The organism is Cupriavidus alkaliphilus, assembly GCF_900094595.1.
GTDB classification, from domain to species: Bacteria; Pseudomonadota; Gammaproteobacteria; order Burkholderiales; family Burkholderiaceae; genus Cupriavidus; species Cupriavidus alkaliphilus.
Genome location: NZ_FMAD01000019.1, coordinates 12,114 through 29,695, shown reverse-complemented (window position 1 = coordinate 29,695; position 17,582 = coordinate 12,114). Strand labels below are relative to the sequence as shown.

General features: G+C 68.9%; 16 protein-coding genes. 7 read left to right on the top strand and 9 right to left on the bottom strand.

Translation table 11 applies throughout. The features are described 5' to 3' along the window. Position 1: 1 nt before the first annotated feature. Complete coding sequence (locus GA0116996_RS27120) at positions 2–499, top strand: GDYXXLXY domain-containing protein (protein ID WP_092317984.1); 498 nt, start codon at positions 2–4, stop codon at positions 497–499. 74 nt (positions 500–573) lie between these two features. Here GA0116996_RS27120 and ychF read toward each other — a convergent pair whose 3' ends face one another. Both ychF and GA0116996_RS27110 read right to left on the bottom strand, forming a co-directional pair. Further along, positions 574–1,665, bottom strand: a complete 1,092-nt coding sequence (gene ychF / locus GA0116996_RS27115) for a redox-regulated ATPase YchF (RefSeq protein ID WP_025585754.1) — start codon at positions 1,663–1,665, stop codon at positions 574–576. Between the two features lie 284 nt (positions 1,666–1,949). Further along, on the bottom strand, positions 1,950–2,201 hold the full coding sequence (locus tag GA0116996_RS27110) for a hypothetical protein (protein WP_092317982.1): 252 nt from the start codon (positions 2,199–2,201) through the stop codon (positions 1,950–1,952). 234 nt (positions 2,202–2,435) lie between these two features. On the opposite strand from GA0116996_RS27110, the gene GA0116996_RS27105 reads away from it, so the two are divergent. The 5 genes from GA0116996_RS27105 (at position 2,436) to GA0116996_RS27085 (ending at position 10,005) form a co-directional block, all read left to right on the top strand. Beyond that, positions 2,436–3,725 carry a UbiH/UbiF family hydroxylase gene (locus tag GA0116996_RS27105; RefSeq protein ID WP_092317979.1) on the top strand — a complete coding sequence of 430 codons (1,290 nt, stop codon included), beginning with the start codon at positions 2,436–2,438 and terminating at the stop codon, positions 3,723–3,725. Positions 3,726–3,770: 45 nt separating this feature from the next. Continuing rightward, on the top strand, positions 3,771–4,529 hold the full coding sequence (locus GA0116996_RS27100; protein WP_092317976.1) for a DsbC family protein: 759 nt from the start codon (positions 3,771–3,773) through the stop codon (positions 4,527–4,529). 112 nt (positions 4,530–4,641) lie between these two features. After that, positions 4,642–5,646, top strand: coding sequence for an acrylyl-CoA reductase (NADPH) (gene acuI, locus GA0116996_RS27095; protein ID WP_092317973.1), 1,005 nt, complete (start codon positions 4,642–4,644; stop codon positions 5,644–5,646). 73 nt (positions 5,647–5,719) lie between these two features. Then, the gene (locus GA0116996_RS27090) at positions 5,720–7,534 is read left to right on the top strand and encodes a M61 family metallopeptidase (protein ID WP_092317970.1); all 1,815 of its coding nucleotides are present in this window, start codon (positions 5,720–5,722) and stop codon (positions 7,532–7,534) included. Positions 7,535–7,590: 56 nt separating this feature from the next. Beyond that, positions 7,591–10,005 carry an FUSC family protein gene (locus GA0116996_RS27085; RefSeq protein ID WP_092317966.1) on the top strand — a complete coding sequence of 805 codons (2,415 nt, stop codon included), beginning with the start codon at positions 7,591–7,593 and terminating at the stop codon, positions 10,003–10,005. A gap of 28 nt (positions 10,006–10,033) precedes the next feature. Here the strand turns inward: GA0116996_RS27085 and GA0116996_RS27080 are convergent, their stop codons facing one another. Then, positions 10,034–11,365: an ABC transporter ATP-binding protein gene (locus tag GA0116996_RS27080; protein WP_092317963.1), complete on the bottom strand. Its 1,332-nt coding sequence runs from the start codon at positions 11,363–11,365 to the stop codon at positions 10,034–10,036. Positions 11,366–11,377: 12 nt separating this feature from the next. Continuing rightward, on the bottom strand, positions 11,378–13,132 hold the full coding sequence (locus tag GA0116996_RS27075) for an ABC transporter permease (RefSeq protein WP_208601275.1): 1,755 nt from the start codon (positions 13,130–13,132) through the stop codon (positions 11,378–11,380). A gap of 220 nt (positions 13,133–13,352) precedes the next feature. On the opposite strand from GA0116996_RS27075, the gene GA0116996_RS27070 reads away from it, so the two are divergent. Next, complete coding sequence (locus tag GA0116996_RS27070; RefSeq protein ID WP_092317960.1) at positions 13,353–13,631, top strand: acylphosphatase; 279 nt, start codon at positions 13,353–13,355, stop codon at positions 13,629–13,631. A 12-nt stretch (positions 13,632–13,643) separates the two neighbouring features. Here GA0116996_RS27070 and GA0116996_RS27065 read toward each other — a convergent pair whose 3' ends face one another. The 5 genes from GA0116996_RS27065 to GA0116996_RS27045 all read right to left on the bottom strand — a co-directional run bounded on the left by GA0116996_RS27065 (position 13,644) and on the right by GA0116996_RS27045 (position 17,573). After that, positions 13,644–14,417 (bottom strand): uracil-DNA glycosylase, encoded by a 774-nt coding sequence (locus GA0116996_RS27065; RefSeq protein WP_092317957.1) that lies wholly within the window; start codon positions 14,415–14,417, stop codon positions 13,644–13,646. Between the two features lie 29 nt (positions 14,418–14,446). Further along, a complete protein-coding gene (locus GA0116996_RS27060; RefSeq protein ID WP_092317954.1) occupies positions 14,447–15,076 on the bottom strand; it encodes a CYTH domain-containing protein in 630 nt (209 codons plus the stop codon). A 12-nt stretch (positions 15,077–15,088) separates the two neighbouring features. After that, entirely contained in the window at positions 15,089–15,892 is an 804-nt protein-coding gene (gene trpC, locus GA0116996_RS27055) for an indole-3-glycerol phosphate synthase TrpC (protein WP_092317951.1), read from the bottom strand. Between the two features lie 11 nt (positions 15,893–15,903). Next, positions 15,904–16,929 (bottom strand): anthranilate phosphoribosyltransferase, encoded by a 1,026-nt coding sequence (gene trpD, locus GA0116996_RS27050; protein ID WP_092318104.1) that lies wholly within the window; start codon positions 16,927–16,929, stop codon positions 15,904–15,906. Between the two features lie 74 nt (positions 16,930–17,003). Continuing rightward, positions 17,004–17,573 (bottom strand): aminodeoxychorismate/anthranilate synthase component II, encoded by a 570-nt coding sequence (locus GA0116996_RS27045; protein ID WP_092317948.1) that lies wholly within the window; start codon positions 17,571–17,573, stop codon positions 17,004–17,006. Positions 17,574–17,582 lie beyond the last annotated feature (9 nt).

Sequence of the window (17,582 nt, the reverse complement as noted above, 5' to 3'; positions counted from 1 at the left end):
CATGAAACGCTGGATCCTGATCGCCTGGGCGCTGACGCTGGCGCTGGCCGCCGTCGGCATCGTCGGCAAGGAGCGCCTGCTGGCGCGCGGCGATACCGTCTTCCTCAAACTCGCGCCGGTCGATCCGCGCTCGCTGATGCAGGGCGACTACATGGCGCTGAACTTCGACATCGGCAACCAGATCCGCGCCGCGCGGGCGCAAGACCGGCGGCTTCCGCGCGACGGCGTCGCCGTGATCCGGCGCGACCCGCAAGGCATTGCCAGCTTCGTGCGCGTGCACGACGCCGAGCCGCTGGCGGCGGGCGAGCAACTGCTGCGCTACCAGACCGCGCGCTCGCGCTGGGGCGGGATGCAGGTGCAGGTGTCGACCGATGCGTATTTCTTCCAGGAGGGGCAGGGCAAGCGCTTCGCCGAGGCCGAATACGGCGAATTCCGCGTGGGGGCGGACGGGCAGGCGCTGCTGGTGGGCTTGCGCGGCAAGGGGATGGAGAAGCTGTGAGGCGGGCGCGGGTCACGCCGCACCTGTGAAAAAGCCCGCATCGGCGGGCTTTTTTTGATGTGGTCTGGCGGGAATCAGACGTTGAACAGGAAGTTCATTACATCGCCGTCCTTCACAACGTATTCCTTGCCTTCGGCGCGCATCTTGCCGGCTTCCTTGGCGCCGGTCTCACCCTTGAAGGCGATGAAGTCGTCATAGGCGATGGTCTGCGCGCGGATGAAGCCGCGTTCGAAGTCGGTGTGGATCACGCCGGCGGCCTTGGGGGCGGTGTCGCCCACGTGGATGGTCCAGGCGCGCACTTCCTTGACCCCGGCGGTGAAGTAAGTCTGCAGGCCCAGCAGCTTGAAGCCGGCGCGGATCACGCGGTCCAGGCCCGGCTCTTCCATGCCCAGGTCGGCCAGGAACTCGGCCTTGTCGGCGTCGTCGAGGTCGGCGATCTCGGCTTCGATGGCCGCGCAGACGGCGACCACGGGGGAATCGGTCTGCTTGGCGTATTCGCGCACCGCGTCCAGGTGCGGGTTGTTGTCGAAGCCGTCTTCACGCACGTTGGCCACGTACATGGTCGGCTTGGCGGTGATCAGGCAGAACGGGCGGATCGCATCCCACTCTTCCGGCGCCAGGTCCAGCGTGCGCACGGCCTTGGCCTGGTCGAGCACGGACTGGGCCTTTTCCAGCACCGCGACCAGGCGCTGGGCTTCCTTGTCGCCGGCGCGGGCCGGCTTGACGTAGCGCGCCAGCGCCTTCTCGACGGTGGCCAGGTCGGCCAGCGCCAGTTCGGTGTTGATGACTTCGATATCCGACAGCGGGTCCACGCGGCCGGCCACGTGGATCACGTTGTCGTCCTCGAAGCAGCGCACCACGTGGGTGATGGCGTCGCATTCGCGGATATTGGCCAGGAACTGGTTGCCCAGGCCTTCACCCTTGGAGGCGCCCGCCACCAGCCCGGCGATGTCGACGAACTCGACCGTGGCCGGCAGGATGCGCTCCGGCTTGACGATGTCGGCCAGCTTCGCAAGCCTCGGATCCGGCACTTCCACCACGCCCACATTGGGCTCGATGGTGCAGAACGGATAGTTTTCGGCGGCGATGCCGGCCTTGGTCAGGGCATTGAACAGCGTGGACTTGCCGACGTTGGGCAGGCCGACGATGCCGCATTTGAGGCTCATGGTGTGGTCTTCGGAATCAATGGGTTGCGTGATGCCACCGGTGCCGGCAGAGCCGTGGCGGCCGCGCACCGCGCGCTACCGCCGGAACTGCATCGGGACGCGACAAAGACATCACATCGCGCTGGCTCGGCGAAGTTGCACGCGTTGCCACGGAAAACCGCGATTGTAACCTTTCGGGGGGGCGGAGCGGTGTCAGGGCAGAAGCGACGCCCTGGCAAAGAAAACGGCCAGGGTGTCAGCCTGGCCGTGCATCGTGGTCTGGTGCCGGATCGCGATGGTCGCGATCAGGCGCCGTCGGTGAACTGGTCCCGCATATCCGAGGTTTTCGCGCCGTCCGTGAACGTGTCGCGGGTTCCGCTGGTGCGGGCGCCGTCGGTGTAGACATCAAACTTCGACACCTTCGCGCCATCGGTGTAGACATCGAACTTCGAACCTTTCGCGCCATCCGTATAGACATCGCGAAGTCCGGTACCCCCGAATGCCGTGCCCATGGCCCCTGCGGTAACGACGGCAATCAATAGTGATTGTTTGAGCATTGTTCCACCTCCCTTCAGGTGGTGAGTTCCCCGGGTCAGAAATATTCGTTTCAATATAAGCCCGGGCATGGCCCAGGGCGCAAGCGCCAACCCTATTGTTTTGTTCTAAGGCTTATGACGTTCAGCTATAAGGATCGGCCGAAGCGGGGCGCGCAGAGCCGGACGCTTGTCAGGGCTGCACCAGGCGCCGCCTGGCGCGGACGGGCCCCGGAGTGACGTGGCTATAATCCAGCCATGACCCGATCCCACGCGTCCGCGCGACCCGCCGCGCGCAAATCCTCCGCTTTCCAGGTTGCCGTCGTCGGCGGCGGCATCGTCGGCAAGTCTTGCGCGCTGCTGCTGGCCCAGCAGGGCATGGACGTCGCGCTGATCGCGCCGAAGCCGGCGCGCGCCACGGCCAGCGCCGGGCCGGACGACTGGGACAGCCGCATCTACGCCTTCTCCGCCAGTTCGCAGGCGCTGCTCGAGCGCATGCGCGTGTGGGAGGCGCTGGATCCGGCACGGATCCAGCCGGTGCGCGACATGCGGGTTTTCGGCGATGTCAGCGCCGCCGAGACCTCGCCCAGCTTCGACGGCGACCTGCATTTCTCGGCGTATGCCGCGGCGGTGCCGCAGCTGGCCTGGATCATCGAGTCGCGCCTGGTCGAGCGCGCGCTCGACACCGCGCTCGGCTTCCAGCACCAGGTGACGTGGCACGATGGCACCGCCGGCGTGTGCGAACGCGACCCCGACGGCATTACCCTGACGCTGGACAACGGCAGCAAGGTGCGCACCGCGCTGGCGATCGGCGCCGACGGCGCGCGCTCGTGGCTGCGCCAGCAATGTCATATCGGCGTCAGCACGCGCAAGTACCGCCAGCTTGGCGTGGTGGCCAACTTTGCCTGCGAGCGGCCGCACCATGAAACCGCCTGGCAGTGGTTCCTGGGCGCGCCGGAAAAGCTCATGGCCGACGAGGAACCCGCCAACGGCGAAGTGCTGGCGCTGCTGCCGCTGCCGGGCAACCATGTGTCGATGGTGTGGTCCGCCGACGAGGCCCACGCGCGCGAGCTGCTGGCACTGTCGCCCGAGGCGCTCGCCGCCACCGTGATGCAGGGCGCCAGCGGCGCGGTCGGCGCGCAGTTCGGCGCGCTGCGCTGCGTGACCCCCGCGCAGGGCTTCCCGCTGGTGCTGCAGCGTGCCGACCAGTTCGTGCAGCCGCACGTGGCGCTGGTGGGCGACGCCGCCCACGTGGTGCATCCGCTGGCCGGCCAGGGCATGAACCTGGGCCTGCGCGACGTCGCGGAACTTGGCCGCGTGATGGCCGACAAAGAACCTTTCCGCAGCGAGGGCGACCTGCGCCTGCTGCGCCGCTACGAGCGCGCGCGCGCCACCGACCTGTTGTCGCTGACCGCCGCCACCGACGGGCTGCACCGGCTGTTCTCGCTGCCCGGCAGCCTGGCGCGGGTGGTGCGCAATACCGGCATGCGCGCGGTCGGCGGCCAGTCCCTGCTCAAGCGCATGCTGATCGGGCGCGCGCTTGGCTAGGTCCGCACGCACCGTCCGCCCCCTTACCGAATTCCTGGAATCCACATGTTCCCATCCCTGCGCCGCCGTCCCGCCGTCTACGCCACCATCACCGCGATCGCAGGCGGTCTGGCCGCGGCCGGCTTCGCGCTGCACGCCATCGCCGCGGGCGAGCCTGGCACCGAGCGCATCAAGGAGTCGCTGCAGAAGATGCTGGGCGGCCGCGCCGAAGTGAAGAGCGTCGGCAAGACCCCGGTGCCTGGCCTGTTCGAAGCCAATATCGGCGGCCAGGTGGTGTACACCGACGCCACCGGCCGCTACATCCTGAACGGCGAGATGATCGACACCCGCACCGGCACCAACCTGACCGAGGAGCGGCTCGCCGAGATCAACCGCATCAAGTGGTCGGACCTGCCGCTGGCGCGCGCGATCAAGTGGACCAAGGGCGACGGCAGCCGCCAGGTGGCGGTGTTCTCCGATCCCAACTGCGGCTACTGCAAGCGCATCGAGCAGACCTTCCAGCAGATGGACAACATCACCGTGTATACCTTCCTGTACCCGGTGCTGTCGCCGGATTCGGAGACCAAGTCCAGGCAGGTCTGGTGCGCGGCCGACCGCACCAAGGCCTGGCGCGACTGGATGCTCAAGCAGGTGGCGCTGACCGGCAACGGCAGCTGCAAGACCCCGCTCGAAGAGAACCTGGCCTTGGGCCAGAGCATGAACGTGACCGGCACCCCGGCGGTGTTCTTCACCGACGGCACCCGCATCCCCGGCGCGGCGGACGTCGCCACGCTGGAGCGCAAGCTCGCCAGCATCAAGAAATAAGCGCGCGCCGGACCTGTCCCGGCTCGAACGACGGCCGGACCTGTCCGGCCGTTGTGCTTTCTGCCTTTCCCACCATTGCATGCGATCGCCGCCAGGCGACCAAGGAGACACCATGACTTTCCAGGCAGTGCTGCTGACCCAGGCCGACGGCGCCACCCAGGCCAACCTCGCCACCCTCGACGAGGCCCAGTTGCCCGCCGACGGCGACGTGCTGGTTGCCGTCGATTACTCCACCATCAATTTCAAGGACGGCCTGGCCATCACGGGCCGCTCGCCGGTGGTGCGCAAGTGGCCGATGGTGGCGGGCATCGACGGCGCCGGCACGGTGCTGGAGTCCGCGCATCCGCGCTGGAAAGCCGGCGACAAGGTGGTGCTGAACGGCTACGGCGTGGGCGAGACCCATTGGGGCTGCCTGGCGCAGCGCGCGCGCCTGAAGGGCGATTGGCTGGTGCCGCTGCCCGCCGCCTTTACCACGCGCCAGGCCATGGCGATCGGCACCGCGGGCTATACCGCGATGCTGTCGGTGCTGGCGCTCGAGCGCGGCGGCGTCAACGGCCCGGTGCGCCCGGGCGACGGCGAGGTGCTGGTGACCGGGGCCTCGGGCGGGGTCGGCTCGGTGGCGATCGCGCTGCTGAGCAAGCTGGGCTACAAGGTGGTGGCGTCGACCGGCAAGACGCGCGAGGCGGATTTCCTCAAGGCGCTGGGCGCCGACGACGTGATCGACCGTGCCGAGCTGGGCGTGCCCGGCAAGCCGCTGCAGAAGGAGCGCTGGGCCGCGGTGATCGATTCGGTGGGCTCGCACACGCTGGTCAATGCGTGCGCGCAGGTGCGCTACGGCGGCGTGGTGACGGCGTGCGGGCTGGCGCAGGGGCTGGACTTCCCCGGCTCGGTCGCGCCCTTCATCCTGCGCGGCATCACGCTGCACGGCATCGACAGCGTGATGGCGGCGATGCCGCTGCGCGAACAGGCCTGGCAGCGCCTGGCCAGCGACCTGGAGCTGGACCGGCTCAATGCGCTGACGCGCGAGATCGGCCTGGGCGAGGCCATCGAGGCCGGTCGCAGGATCATGGAAGGCGCCATGCGCGGGCGCGTGGTGGTGGATGTGAATCGCGGCTGAGCAGCACCAGGCCGTCACGCCGCGCCTGCCCGTGTCGGCGCTGCGTGCAGGCGCCGACGTTACAATCCTGCCCATGACGCCGATCCGCTACGCCATCGCCCCGCTTCAGCCTGAAGCGCACCTGTTTGCCGTTACCGTCACCGTGAGCGAGCCCGATCCGGCCGGGCAGTGTTTCTCGCTGCCGGCGTGGATTCCCGGCAGCTACATGATCCGCGACTTCGCCCGCAATATCGTGCGCATCCGCGCCGACGCGGGCGGGCGCGAGGTCGCGCTGACCAAGCTCGACAAGCAGCGCTGGCAGGCCGCGCCGGTCGCCCTGGCCGACGGCCCGCTGACGCTCAGCTACGAGGTCTACGCGTGGGACCTGTCGGTGCGCGCCGCGCACCTGGACACGACCCATGGCTTCTTCAACGGCAGTTCGGTGTTCCTGTGCGTGGAGGGACAGGCCGAGCGGACGTGCACCGTCGACATCCATGCCCCCGCGGGCGAGGCCTACCGCGACTGGCGCGTGGCCACCGCCATGCGCGAGGCGCCCGGCCGCGACGGCGCCAGGCGCTACGGCTTCGGCCGCTACCAGGTGGCCGACTACGACGAGCTGGTCGATCATCCGGTCGAGATGGGCAACTTCCAGCTGGCCAGCTTCCGCGCCTGCGGCGCGCAGCACGACGTGGTCTTCACCGGCCGCGTGCCGCAGCTGGACCTCGAGCGCGTGTGCCGCGACCTGAAGCGCATCTGCGAGACCCAGATCCGGCTGTTCGAGCCCCGCACCGCGCAGGCGCCATTCCTGGACAGCAACCGGCGCTACGTGTTCATGACCATGGTCACCAGTGACGGCTACGGCGGCCTGGAACATCGCGCCAGCACCGCGCTGATCTGCTCGCGCAATGATTTGCCGGTGCGCGGCAACAGCGAAACCAGCGAGGGCTATCGCACCTTCCTCGGGCTGTGCAGCCACGAGTATTTCCACACCTGGAACGTCAAGCGCATCAAGCCGGCCGCGTTCGTGCCGTACCGGCTGGCGCAGGAAACCTACACCCCGCTGCTGTGGCTGTTCGAGGGCTTCACCAGCTACTACGACGACCTGGTGCTGGTGCGCTCGGGCTGCGTCACCGAGGCGCAGTATGTCGAGATGCTGGCCAAGACCTGGAACGGCGTGCTGCGCGGCAACGGCCGCACCAAGCAGAGCGTGGCCGAGAGCTCGTTCGACGCCTGGACCAAGTACTACCGCCAGGACGAGAACGCGCCCAACGCCATCGTCAGCTACTACACCAAGGGCGCGCTGGTGGCGCTGGCGCTGGACCTGACCATCCGCGACAAGACCCGCGGGCGGCGCTCGCTCGACGATGTCATGCGCGCGCTGTGGCGCGGCTATGGCCGCGGCTTCTATGCGCCGGACGCGGTGCAGCGCGGTGTCACCGAGGCCGAGGTCCATGCGCTGTTCGATGAGGTCACGGGCCTGCGCCTGGGGCCGCTGCTGCGCACGCTGACCGAAGGCACCGGCGAGCTGCCGCTGCCGGCACTGTTCAAGGCGTTCGGGATCAAGGCCGAGGCGCAGAAGCCGGCGCGCACCGCCGCGCTGGGGATCAAGGTCAAGACCGAGGACGGCTGGGTGCGCGTGACCCAGGTGCTCGATGGCGGCGCCGCGCAGGCCGCGGGCCTGTCCGCCGGCGACCTGCTGGTGGCCGTCGACGGCCTGCGCGCGGCGCCGGGCCAGCTCGACAAGCTGCTGGCGCGCTACCGCACCGGCGACCGCATCGAGGTGCACGCATTCCGCCATGACGAGCTGCAAGTCTTGCCGGTGACGCTGGCGCGCGAGCCGGCGGCGCAGTTCAAGCTCAAGCCGGAGGGCGGACGCCACGCGGCGCGCTCGCGCTGGCTGGGCCAGTGAGCTAGTCTTCTTCCGCGACACCAGCCACCGCCACCGCAGTCCACCGCCCCCGCTGCATGCAATACGCGCACGATCCCCGCACCTTCCTGTATTCGCACTATGTCTACCGGGGGCTGCGCTCGGCCACGGGCGTGATCGGCGCGACGCTGATCGCGCTGCACTTCAGCGACCTGCCCACCGCGATGGTGGTATCGATGGGCGCGCTGTGCACCAGCCTGATGGACCTGCCCAGCCCGCTGAACCACAAGTTCAACGAGATGCTGGCCAGCGTGCTGCTGTGCAGCGTGGTCACGCTGGTGGTGGCGCTGGCCACGCCGTTCCCGCGCGTGATGCCGTTCCTGCTGGTGCTGGTGACGTTCCTGGCCGGCATGATGACGGTGTACGGCAACAAGACACTGCCGCTGCAGTTCGCCGCGCTGTTCGTGATGACGCTCACCATCAACGAAGACTTCCTGGTGCGGCGCGCGCTGGAGCATGCGGCGCTGTTCAGCATCGGCGCGGTCGCCTACCTGGGCTACGCGATGCTGGTGAGCTGGATCACCGAGCGCCGCACCCGGCAGCAGGTGCTGGCCGAATCGCTGTACGAGCTGGCGGGCTACCTCGAGATCAAGGCCGGCTTCTACGACGCCGGCAATGACTTCGAGGCCCAGTTCAACCAGCTGGTGCGCCAGCAGATCGTGGTGGCCGAGCGCCAGCAGGCCGCGCGCGACCTGGTGCTGCGCGGCAACCGCACCCCGCACGACGGGCTGCTGGTGCAGGTGCACCTGCGCATGCTCGACCTGTACGAGTACATCCTGTCGACCAACACCGACTATCCGATGCTGCGCCAGACTTTCGCCGGCACGCCGGTGCTGGACCAGCTGCGCGGGCTGGTGATGCAGATGTGCAAGGACGTGGAAGAGATCGCCTACGAGGTCACGCGCGGGCGGGGCTCGTACGCCACGGTGGAATACCGCCAGGGCCTGCGCGCGGTCGAGGCGGAGATCGCGCAGCTGCGCCACCACCATATCAACCCGGCGGCGATGACGGCGCTGGTCGAGACCCTCGACATGATGCGCGGCGCGATCACGCTGATCGGCCAGCTGCACGAGGCCTCGCGCACCCCGGTGGAACCGGCCAAGGTGCTGCCCGGCTCGGACATGACGCCGTTCCTGACGCGCCAGAAGTACGAGCTGAGCGTGCTGCGCGACAACCTGAAGTGGCGCTCGCCGGCGTTCCGTTTTGCGCTGCGCGTCTCGATGGCGGTGGCGCTGGGGCTGTGGATCGCCGAGCGCCTGCCTTACGTGTCGCACAGCTACTGGATCCTGCTGACCATCATCGTCATCCTGAAGCCCAACTTCAGCATGACCAAGCAGCGCTACAACGACCGCGTGATCGGCACGCTGATCGGCTGCGTGGTTTCGGTCGCGATCCTGAAGGTGGTGCACCAGCCGCTGATCCTGCTGGGCGTGCTGTTCCTGTCGCTGGTGGCCAGCGCCGCGTTCGTCACCATCAAGTACCGCTACACCGCGATCGCCGCCTGCATCCAGGTGCTGATCCAGATCCACCTGCTGATGCCGGGGAGCCCCACCGTGGCGGGCGAGCGCCTGGTGGATACGGTGATCGGCGGCATCATCGCGTCGCTGTTCAGCTTCGTGCTGCCGAGCTGGGAGTACCGCGCCATCCCCAAGCTGGTGGAGAACGTGCTGCAGGCCAACCGCCGCTATATCGCCGCCACGCGCGACCTGCTGCTGCGCCGGGCCAAGGATGACTTTGCCTACCGCGTGCAGCGCAAGCAGTTCATGGACAACCTGTCGGCGCTGATCTCGTCGTTCCAGCGCATGCTGGACGAGCCCAAGAGCCGGCACCGCGCGGTGGACAACCTGAACCGCTTCATCGTGCAGAACTACCTGGTGGCCGCGCACGTGGCGGCGGCGCGCATCCAGGTGCGCCAGCACTACGACGAACTCGATCTCCCGGCCGCCGAAGCCGCGATCGAGCAGGCCACCGAGGCCGCCAGCCACAGCCTGCAGGTGGCCAGCGAACGGCTGCACGCCGACGAGCGCGGTGGCGGCCGCGGCGCCGGCTTTATCCGCAGCGCCAAGGCGCCGGTGGAGCGCAAGGAAACCGTGCCCGCGGATGCGGGCCAGCCGGTTGCCGTTGCCGCAGAGGCGGTGCCGGAAGCGGCTGCCGAAGCGGCCCCTGAAGCCGTCGTCGAAACCGTCAGCGCCGAAGCGGCCGAAGCCGCGGAAGACGCCGCCGCCGAACGCCGCGCGCGCCTGGCCGATTCCGCCGACAAGCGCCGCACCGACACGCTGGTGCAGGCTGCCGCGGCGGGCGAGTCGAGCGAACAGGCAGGGGCGACATCCAGCTCCACCGGCCGCCCCGCCAACGCGGTGCTGGAACGCCGGCTGCGCGCGCTGCGCGAGGATGCGGCCAAGATCGCGCTGCGGACAGGGGCGATCGGGCGGGCGATGCGGGCGCGGTCGTAGCAGCCCGATCCCGAGGGGCAGGCCTTATCTAAACGCCGTGCCCCGCCGTCCCCTCATCCTCGGGCAGCGTCAACCTCCCGCTGTTGTAGCTGTACTCGAAGATTTCCCCATAGCGCCCCCATCCGATCGCCACGCTCAGCACCCGTTCGGCCTCCGCCGGCTTGAGGAACTGCTCCAGTTCCTCCAGCACCTGTTCCTCGCCGATCTCGCCCGCTTCACTCGCCACCAGCTCGCGCCGCACATGCGCGGCCAGCGCGACGTTGGCAAGCAGTTGCCGGCCGAAGATGGCCTTGCGCTGCTGCGGCCCGGCAGCGTAGTAAGCGCGGCCCGCGTCGGTCGCGGTGATGTCGCCGGCCTCGATCGACACCAGCTGCACCAGTTGCAGCGCCTCGCAGGCCGGCAGCAGTTCGTCGTCGGTCAGGCCAGCCTCGTCGGCCAGGTGGGGCAGGTCGGCGCGGCAGTGGAAGGGCGCCTCGCACAGCAGGTCCAGGATGGCCTCCATCTGGCTGATATCGGCGTCCGGCAGGCGGTAGCCGATCTCGCGCGCCGGCGCGGGCACGCGCGCTTCGACCGCCGGCGCCGTCATCAGCGCGTAGATCTGGTCGACCAGCGCGCGCACCTGGGCGCTGTCGCGGTTGCGCGGGCGCGGCAGCGCCACCGGCACCTCGGCGCGGATGCGGCCGGGGTCGCTCGACAGGATCACGATGCGATCGGCCATCATCACCGCTTCTTCGATATTGTGCGAAACGATCAGGATGCTCTTGATGTTGGCGCGCCCGCCTTCCCACAGCGCCAGCATCTCGTCGCGCAGGGTCTCGCCGGTCAGCACGTCCAGCGCCGAGAACGCTTCATCCATCAGCAGCAGGTCGGGCTCGGTTACCAGCGCGCGCGCAATGCCCACGCGCTGGCGCATGCCGCCCGACAGCTCGCGCGGCAGCGCGCTGTTGAAGCCGGCCAGGCCGATCATGTCGATCGCGGCCTCGGCGCGGCGCTCGCGCTCGGCCCGGGGCACGCCCTGTGCCTCCAGCCCCAGCTCGACGTTCTGCTGCACCGTCAGCCACGGGAACAGCGCGAACGACTGGAACACCATGGCGATGCCTTCGGCGGTGCCGGCCAGGCGCTGGCCGCGAAAACGCACCTCGCCGCGGTCGGCGCCGACCAGTCCCGCCATGATGCGCAGCAGCGTGGACTTGCCCGAGCCGGACTTGCCCAGCATGGCGACGATCTCGCCCTCGCGCAGGGTCAGGTCCACGCCCTCGAGCACGGCGCGGTCGCTCTGGCTGGCGGTGCGGAAGATCTTGCCGACGCCGCGCAGTTCGATCACCGCCGCGGCGGTGGGGGGTGCAATGTTCTCTGCCATCGTTGCCTTGCCTTACAGGCGTGTGCGCTCCTGCGCAAGTTGGTACAGGCGGTTCCACAACAGCCGGTTGAAGCCCACCACGAACAGCGCCATCACGCCGATGCCCAGCGCGATGCGCGGGAAGTCGCCGCGCGCGGTGGTCTCGGCGATATAGCTGCCGAGCCCGGTGGCGATGATGGTGCGGTCGCCCCAGGTCACGTATTCGGACACGATGCTGGCGTTCCACGAACCGCCCGCGGCCGTGACCAGGCCGGTCAGCAGGCTGGGGAAGACCGCCGGAATCAGGAAGCGCTTCCACAGCAGCCAGCCGCGCAGGCCGAAGTTGCGCGCGGCAAGCTTCAGCTCGGTGGGGATGCCCGACGCACCCGCGATCACGTTGAACAGGATGTACCACTGGGTGCCGAAGATCAGCAGCGGGCTCAGCCAGATCTCGGGGTTCAGCCCGAAGCGCGCAATCAGCATCACCGCCAGCGGAAACATCAGGTTGGCCGGGAACGCCGCCAGGAACTGCGCGATTGGTTGCGCGATGCGCGCCAGGTCCGGGTTCAGGCCGATGCGGATGCCGATCGGCACCCACACCAGCGCCGCCAGCGCAATCAGCACGATCACCCGCGCCATGGTCAGCGTGCCGAGCCACAGCACATGGACGACTTCGGCCCAGCCCACCTCGCTGTGGACGAAATAGCCCACGCGCAGCAGTGCGGCCAGCGCGACCAGCACGATCGCGGCGTCGCGCGCCCGGCCGAGCCATAGCGCCCGGCGCGGATTGGCCGGTCGGGCCGGTGCCGGCGCGCCAGGGCGCGCGCCCCACGCCAGCGTGCGCGAGGCCAGCGCCGCGGCCTGCGCCAGCAGCGCGCCCACCCACGCCGAGCGGCGCAGCAGGTCCAGCAGCCACGACTGCGGCAGCTTGTCCTGCGCCAGGGTCTCGAAGCGGAAGCGGTCGGCCCATGCCACCAGCGGGCGGAACAGCAACTGGTCGTACAGCAGGATGCCCACCAGCATCGCCACGATGGCCCAGCCGATCGCGGCCAGGTCCTGCTGCTGGATCGCCAGCGCGATATAGGAGCCGATGCCGGGCAGCCGGATATCTTGGCCCGACACCGAGATCGCTTCGGACGCGACCACGAAGAACCAGCCGCCGGACATCGACATCATCATGTTCCACAGCAGTCCGGGCATGGCGTACGGCACTTCCAGCCGCCAGAAGCGCTGCCACGCCGACAGCCGGAACATGGCCGCGGCCTCCAGCAGATCGCCCGGGATGGTGCGGAACGACTGGTACAGGCTGAACGCCATGTTCCAGGCCTGCGACGTGAAGATGGCAAAGATCGCCGCGCACTCCACCCCCGCCAGGTTGCCCGGAAAAAGCGCAATGAAGCCGGTCACGGTGATCGACAGGAAGCCCAGCACCGGGATCGACTGCAGGATGTCCAGCGCCGGCACCAGTACCTTCTCGGCGGTGCGGCTCTTGGACGCCAGCGCGGCAAAGGCCAGCGAGAACAGCAGCGACGCCGCCAGCGCGGCCAGCATGCGGATGCTGGTGCGCATCAGGTAGTAGGGCAGGTAAGCCACGTCCAGGTGTACCGCCAGCGGCTGGTCGGGACGGAACGGGACATTCATCTGCTGCGCGGCGAACGCGACCATCACGATCACGGCCAGGATGATCGGCAGCAGCGCCAGGTCGAAGCGATTGGGCGGGGCGCGCAGCAGCTGGCTGTCGAAGCCAGGGGCTGGCTGGGCCGCGTTGCGGTCGGCGGGTGGCATCATGGGCGCTTGTCAGGCTGTGTCGAGCTGGCAGGGCGCAGGCTTGTGGCCTGCCCCGGGTTCGCGGCCCCGGCGGACAATGGCAGAGCCCGCATGCCGCCGGCTTCATGCTGATCACGCCGGGCGGCGCGCATCCCCTGGTAACGCCCGGCATGGCGGTCTAGTTTACTTGGTGTCGATGACACAACGCGCACGCGTCGCGTGCGCTCGCGGGGAACCCACCATGAACAAGGCAACATGGCGCCTGGTCGCGCACGGGCGCGTGCAGGGCGTGGGCTATCGCGCCGCCTGCGCCGACGCCGCGGACGAACTCGGCCTGGGCGGCTGGGTGCGCAACCGGGCCGACGGCACCGTCGAGGTGATGGCGCACGGCACGCTCAGGCAGCTGGAAGCGCTGCAGGCGTGGATGGAGACGGGCCCGCCGGCGGCGCAGGTGACCTTTGTCGAGGTCGGGCGCGGGGAAGGGGAGTTTGCCGGCTTCGAGTTCCGGCCTACGGTCTAGCGGCCCGGTGGGCTAGGCAGCGGTCCAGTCGATCGCCGTGCGGCCATGGGTTTCGAGCCAGCGGTTGGCTTCGCGGAAGTGGCCGCAGCCGAGGAAGCCCCGGTGTGCCGACAACGGCGACGGGTGCGGCGCTTCCAGCACGCAGTGGCCCGCGCCCAGCAGCGGCTTCTTGGCCTGTGCATGGCTGCCCCAAAGCATGAATACCAGGTTCGGCCGGCTGGCGGCGAGGTGCTGGATCAGGCAATCGGTGACGGCTTCCCAGCCGCGCCGCGCGTGGCTGGCGGCCTGGCCCTGCTCGACCGTCAGCACCGTATTGAGCAGCAGCACGCCCTGGCGCGCCCAGCCTTCCAGGTTGCCGGAGCTGCGCGGCTGGCACTTGCCAACGGCGCCGAATTCCGCGGCGATTTCCTTGAAGATGTTGCGCAGGCTGGGCGGCACCTTGATGCCTGCCGGCACCGAGAAGGCGAGACCGTGCGCCTGCGGCAGCTCGACGCCGCCGACCGTGCCGGTGCCGTGATAAGGGTCCTGGCCCAGGATCACCACCTTGACCGCATCGGGCGGCGTCAGGTGCAGCGCGTGGAAGACATGGTGCGGGAACACCGCCTTGCCGGCGGCGCGTTCGCCGTCGACAAAGGCGGCCAGCTCGCGCCACGCCGGCACGGCGATGCAGGGCTCGAGCAAGGCGCGCCAGGCGGCGGGCAGGGCATCGGCCTGCGCTTGCAGGCTGGCGGCGGGAGAGGGTTCGCCGGGGGCGCGAGGCGCTTCGGCAAAGAGATAGGCTTGCATGCTGGAAATGCGCGGCGGGAAAACCGCGATTATGACGCCTTGCCCTCGGCGATTCCGGCCAGGCGATAGCCGCGCGCCGCCTTGCTCAGGTCCGAGGGCGCCAGTGACACCACGGCGGCAAGCCGTGCGGCGAAGGCGCGCAGCGCATCGGCGGCGTGCGCGGCATCGCCATCGAGCCATTCCAGCTCGAGTTCCTGGATGCGCTCCTGCGCGGCACTGGCCGGCGCGGTGATGGTGCCGGTGTCGAGCGCGGCTTCGATGCGCGCGCCGTCCTGCGTGACGATCCAGCTGCGGCGGACGAAGTCGGTGCGGAACACCGGCGTCAGGCTGCCGGTCATCGGCGCCAGCACGGCTTGTGCCTCGGCCGGAAAAGCTTGCAGCTCGATGGCATCGCCGGCGATGGCGGTCTCCCATTCATGCCGCGTAGCCAGTCCGCCCTGGCTGCTGCCGGCGGTCTTCAGCGTCTGCAGCCACTGCGCGCCCTTGCGGCGCAGGCGCAGCGCGGCGCGCGCCTGCGCCAGGTCGCGCCCGGGCGTGTCGAGGTAGACATTGAGCAGCGTGGCCTCGCCTTGCGGCTGGCCGTTGGCGTCGAGCCAGGCGGCCAGCGGGGCAAGGGCGGCGTCGGTGACGGCGAGCTTGAGTTCGATTTCCTGGGGCATGGCGGTTGGGAATCAGCCGAACAACCGCGCCAGCTCCACTCCCGGATCCTTCGCCCGCATGAACGCCTCGCCCACCAGGAACGCGTGCACATCCGCGTCGCGCATGCGCTGCACATCGCCGGGGCCGAGGATGCCGGACTCGGTCACCACCAGCTTGTCGGCCGGCATCCGCGGCAGCAGCTCGAGGGTGTTGTCCAGCGAGACCTCGAAGGTGCGCAGGTTGCGGTTGTTCACGCCCAGCAGCGGCGTCTTCAGCCGCAGCGCCACGTCGAGTTCGTCGCCGCCATGGACTTCCACCAGCACGTCCATGCCAAGCTCGTGCGCGCAGGCTTCCAGGTCGGCCATCAGTCCCGGATCCAGCGCCGCGACGATCAGCAGGATGCAGTCGGCGCCCCAGGTGCGCGCTTCATAGACCTGGTACAGGTCGACCATGAAGTCCTTGCGCAGCGCCGGCAGCGGGCAGGCGCCGCGGGCGCGCCTCAGGTAGTCGGCGTGGCCCTGGAAGAAATGCTCGTCGGTCAGCACCGACAGGCAGGCTGCGCCGTGGGCGGCGTAGCTCTCGGCGATGGCCTCGGGCAGGAACTGCTCGCGCAGCACGCCCTTGGACGGCGAGGCCTTCTTGATCTCGGCGATCACGCCGGCGTGGCCGGCGGCGATCTTGTCGCGCAGCGCGCGCTCGAAGCCGCGCGGCGCGAAGCCGGCCTCGGTGCGCAGGCTTTCGGCCTCGGCGCGCAGGCTGGGCAGGTCGCGCCGCTTGCGCGCGGCGGCGACTTCGTCGGCCTTTACAGCCAGGATTTTCTGCAGGATGTCGGACATATCGGCGTCTCTTACTTGAACTGCTGCGTGGCCCGCACGAAGGTGTCGAGCTTCTGCCGGGCCGCGCCGCTGGCGATGGCTTCGCGCGCGCGGCGGATGCCGTCCTCGACCGAGTCCGCCACGTTGGCAGCGTACAGCGCGGTGCCTGCGTTCAGCGTCACGATCTCGCGCGGCGTGCCGGGCGCGTTGGACAGCGCCTCGAGCAGCATGTCCTTCGACTCGGCGGCATCGGCGACCTTCAGGCCGCGGTTGGAGATCATCGACAGGCCGAAGTCCTCGGGGTGGATCTCGTACTCGCGCACTTCGCCGTCCTTCAGTTCGCCCACCAGCGTCGCGGCACCGAGCGAGACCTCGTCCATGCCGTCCTTGCCGTACACCACGATGGCGTGCTGCGCGCCCAGGCGCTGCATCACCCGCACCTGGATGCCGACCAGGTCGGGATGGAACACGCCCATCAGAATGTTGGGCGCATCGGCCGGATTGGTCAGCGGCCCCAGGATATTGAAGATCGTGCGCACGCCCATTTCCTTGCGGATCGGCGCGACGTTCTTCATTGCCGGGTGGTGCGTGGGCGCGAACATGAAGCCGATACCGGTCTCTTCGATGCACTGGCCGACCTGCTCGGGCGTCAGCATGATGTTCACGCCCAGCGCCTCCAGCACGTCGGCGCTGCCCGACTTGGAGCTGACGCCGCGGTTGCCGTGCTTGGCGATCTTCGCCCCGGCGGCGGCGGCAACGAACATCGACGCGGTCGAGATATTGAAGGTGTGCGAGCCGTCGCCGCCGGTGCCGACGATATCGACGAAGTTCCCGCGATCCTTCACCGGCACCTTGTTGGCGAACTCGCGCATCACCTGCGCGGCCGCGGAGATCTCGCCGATGGTTTCCTTCTTGACGCGCAGCCCGGTCAGGATCGCCGCGGCCATCACCGGCGAGATCTGGCCCTGCATGATCTGCCGCATCAGGTGCAGCATCTCGTCATGGAAGATTTCGCGGTGTTCGATGCAGCGCGTCAGGGCTTCTTGCGGCGTGATCATGGCGTTCTCGTTGGCAGTCTGCGGGATGGGTGCGGTGGCGTGATGGGGGCTGGCAGGCGCGGAATCGAGCAGTCTCATCGCGGCGCCTTGACGAAGTTGGCCAGCATCGCATGGCCGTGCTCGGACAGGATCGACTCGGGATGGAACTGCACGCCTTCGACGGCGAGCGTCTTGTGGCGCACGCCCATGATCTCGCCGTCCGGGGTCCAGGCGGTGATCTCCAGGCAATCGGGCAGGGTCTCGCGCTCGATCGCCAGCGAATGATAGCGCGTCACGTCGAAGTGCCTGGGCAGCCCGCTGAACACGCCTTGCTGCGTGGTCTCGATGGTGCTGACCTTGCCGTGCATCACCTGCTTGGCGCGGATCACCTTGCCGCCAAAGGCTTCGCCGATGGCCTGGTGGCCCAGGCACACGCCGAGCATGGGGATCTTGCCGGCGAAGTGCTGCAGCGCCGCCACCGAAATGCCGGCCTCCTTGGGGCTGCACGGGCCGGGCGACACGCAGATATGGTCGGGCTTCAGTGCCTCGATTTCCTCGATGGTGATCTCGTCGTTGCGATAGGTGCGCACGTCCACGCCCAGTTCGCCGAAGTACTGGACCAGGTTGTAGGTGAACGAATCGTAGTTGTCGATCATCAGCAGCATGGCGTCTGT

Bases quoted from the DNA above. Each gene is read 5' to 3' on its own strand.
- GA0116996_RS27120 (WP_092317984.1), top strand. From the start codon at position 2: ATGAAACGCTGGATCCTGATCGCCTGGGCGCTGACGCTGGCGCTGGCC.
- ychF (WP_025585754.1), bottom strand. From the start codon at position 1,665: ATGAGCCTCAAATGCGGCATCGTCGGCCTGCCCAACGTCGGCAAGTCC.
- GA0116996_RS27110 (WP_092317982.1), bottom strand. From the start codon at position 2,201: ATGCTCAAACAATCACTATTGATTGCCGTCGTTACCGCAGGGGCCATG.
- GA0116996_RS27105 (WP_092317979.1), top strand. From the start codon at position 2,436: ATGACCCGATCCCACGCGTCCGCGCGACCCGCCGCGCGCAAATCCTCC.
- GA0116996_RS27100 (WP_092317976.1), top strand. From the start codon at position 3,771: ATGTTCCCATCCCTGCGCCGCCGTCCCGCCGTCTACGCCACCATCACC.
- acuI (WP_092317973.1), top strand. From the start codon at position 4,642: ATGACTTTCCAGGCAGTGCTGCTGACCCAGGCCGACGGCGCCACCCAG.
- GA0116996_RS27090 (WP_092317970.1), top strand. From the start codon at position 5,720: ATGACGCCGATCCGCTACGCCATCGCCCCGCTTCAGCCTGAAGCGCAC.
- GA0116996_RS27085 (WP_092317966.1), top strand. From the start codon at position 7,591: ATGCAATACGCGCACGATCCCCGCACCTTCCTGTATTCGCACTATGTC.
- GA0116996_RS27080 (WP_092317963.1), bottom strand. From the start codon at position 11,365: ATGGCAGAGAACATTGCACCCCCCACCGCCGCGGCGGTGATCGAACTG.
- GA0116996_RS27075 (WP_208601275.1), bottom strand. From the start codon at position 13,132: ATGATGCCACCCGCCGACCGCAACGCGGCCCAGCCAGCCCCTGGCTTC.
- GA0116996_RS27070 (WP_092317960.1), top strand. From the start codon at position 13,353: ATGAACAAGGCAACATGGCGCCTGGTCGCGCACGGGCGCGTGCAGGGC.
- GA0116996_RS27065 (WP_092317957.1), bottom strand. From the start codon at position 14,417: ATGCAAGCCTATCTCTTTGCCGAAGCGCCTCGCGCCCCCGGCGAACCC.
- GA0116996_RS27060 (WP_092317954.1), bottom strand. From the start codon at position 15,076: ATGCCCCAGGAAATCGAACTCAAGCTCGCCGTCACCGACGCCGCCCTT.
- trpC (WP_092317951.1), bottom strand. From the start codon at position 15,892: ATGTCCGACATCCTGCAGAAAATCCTGGCTGTAAAGGCCGACGAAGTC.
- trpD (WP_092318104.1), bottom strand. From the start codon at position 16,929: ATGATCACGCCGCAAGAAGCCCTGACGCGCTGCATCGAACACCGCGAA.
- GA0116996_RS27045 (WP_092317948.1), bottom strand. From the start codon at position 17,573: ATGCTGCTGATGATCGACAACTACGATTCGTTCACCTACAACCTGGTC.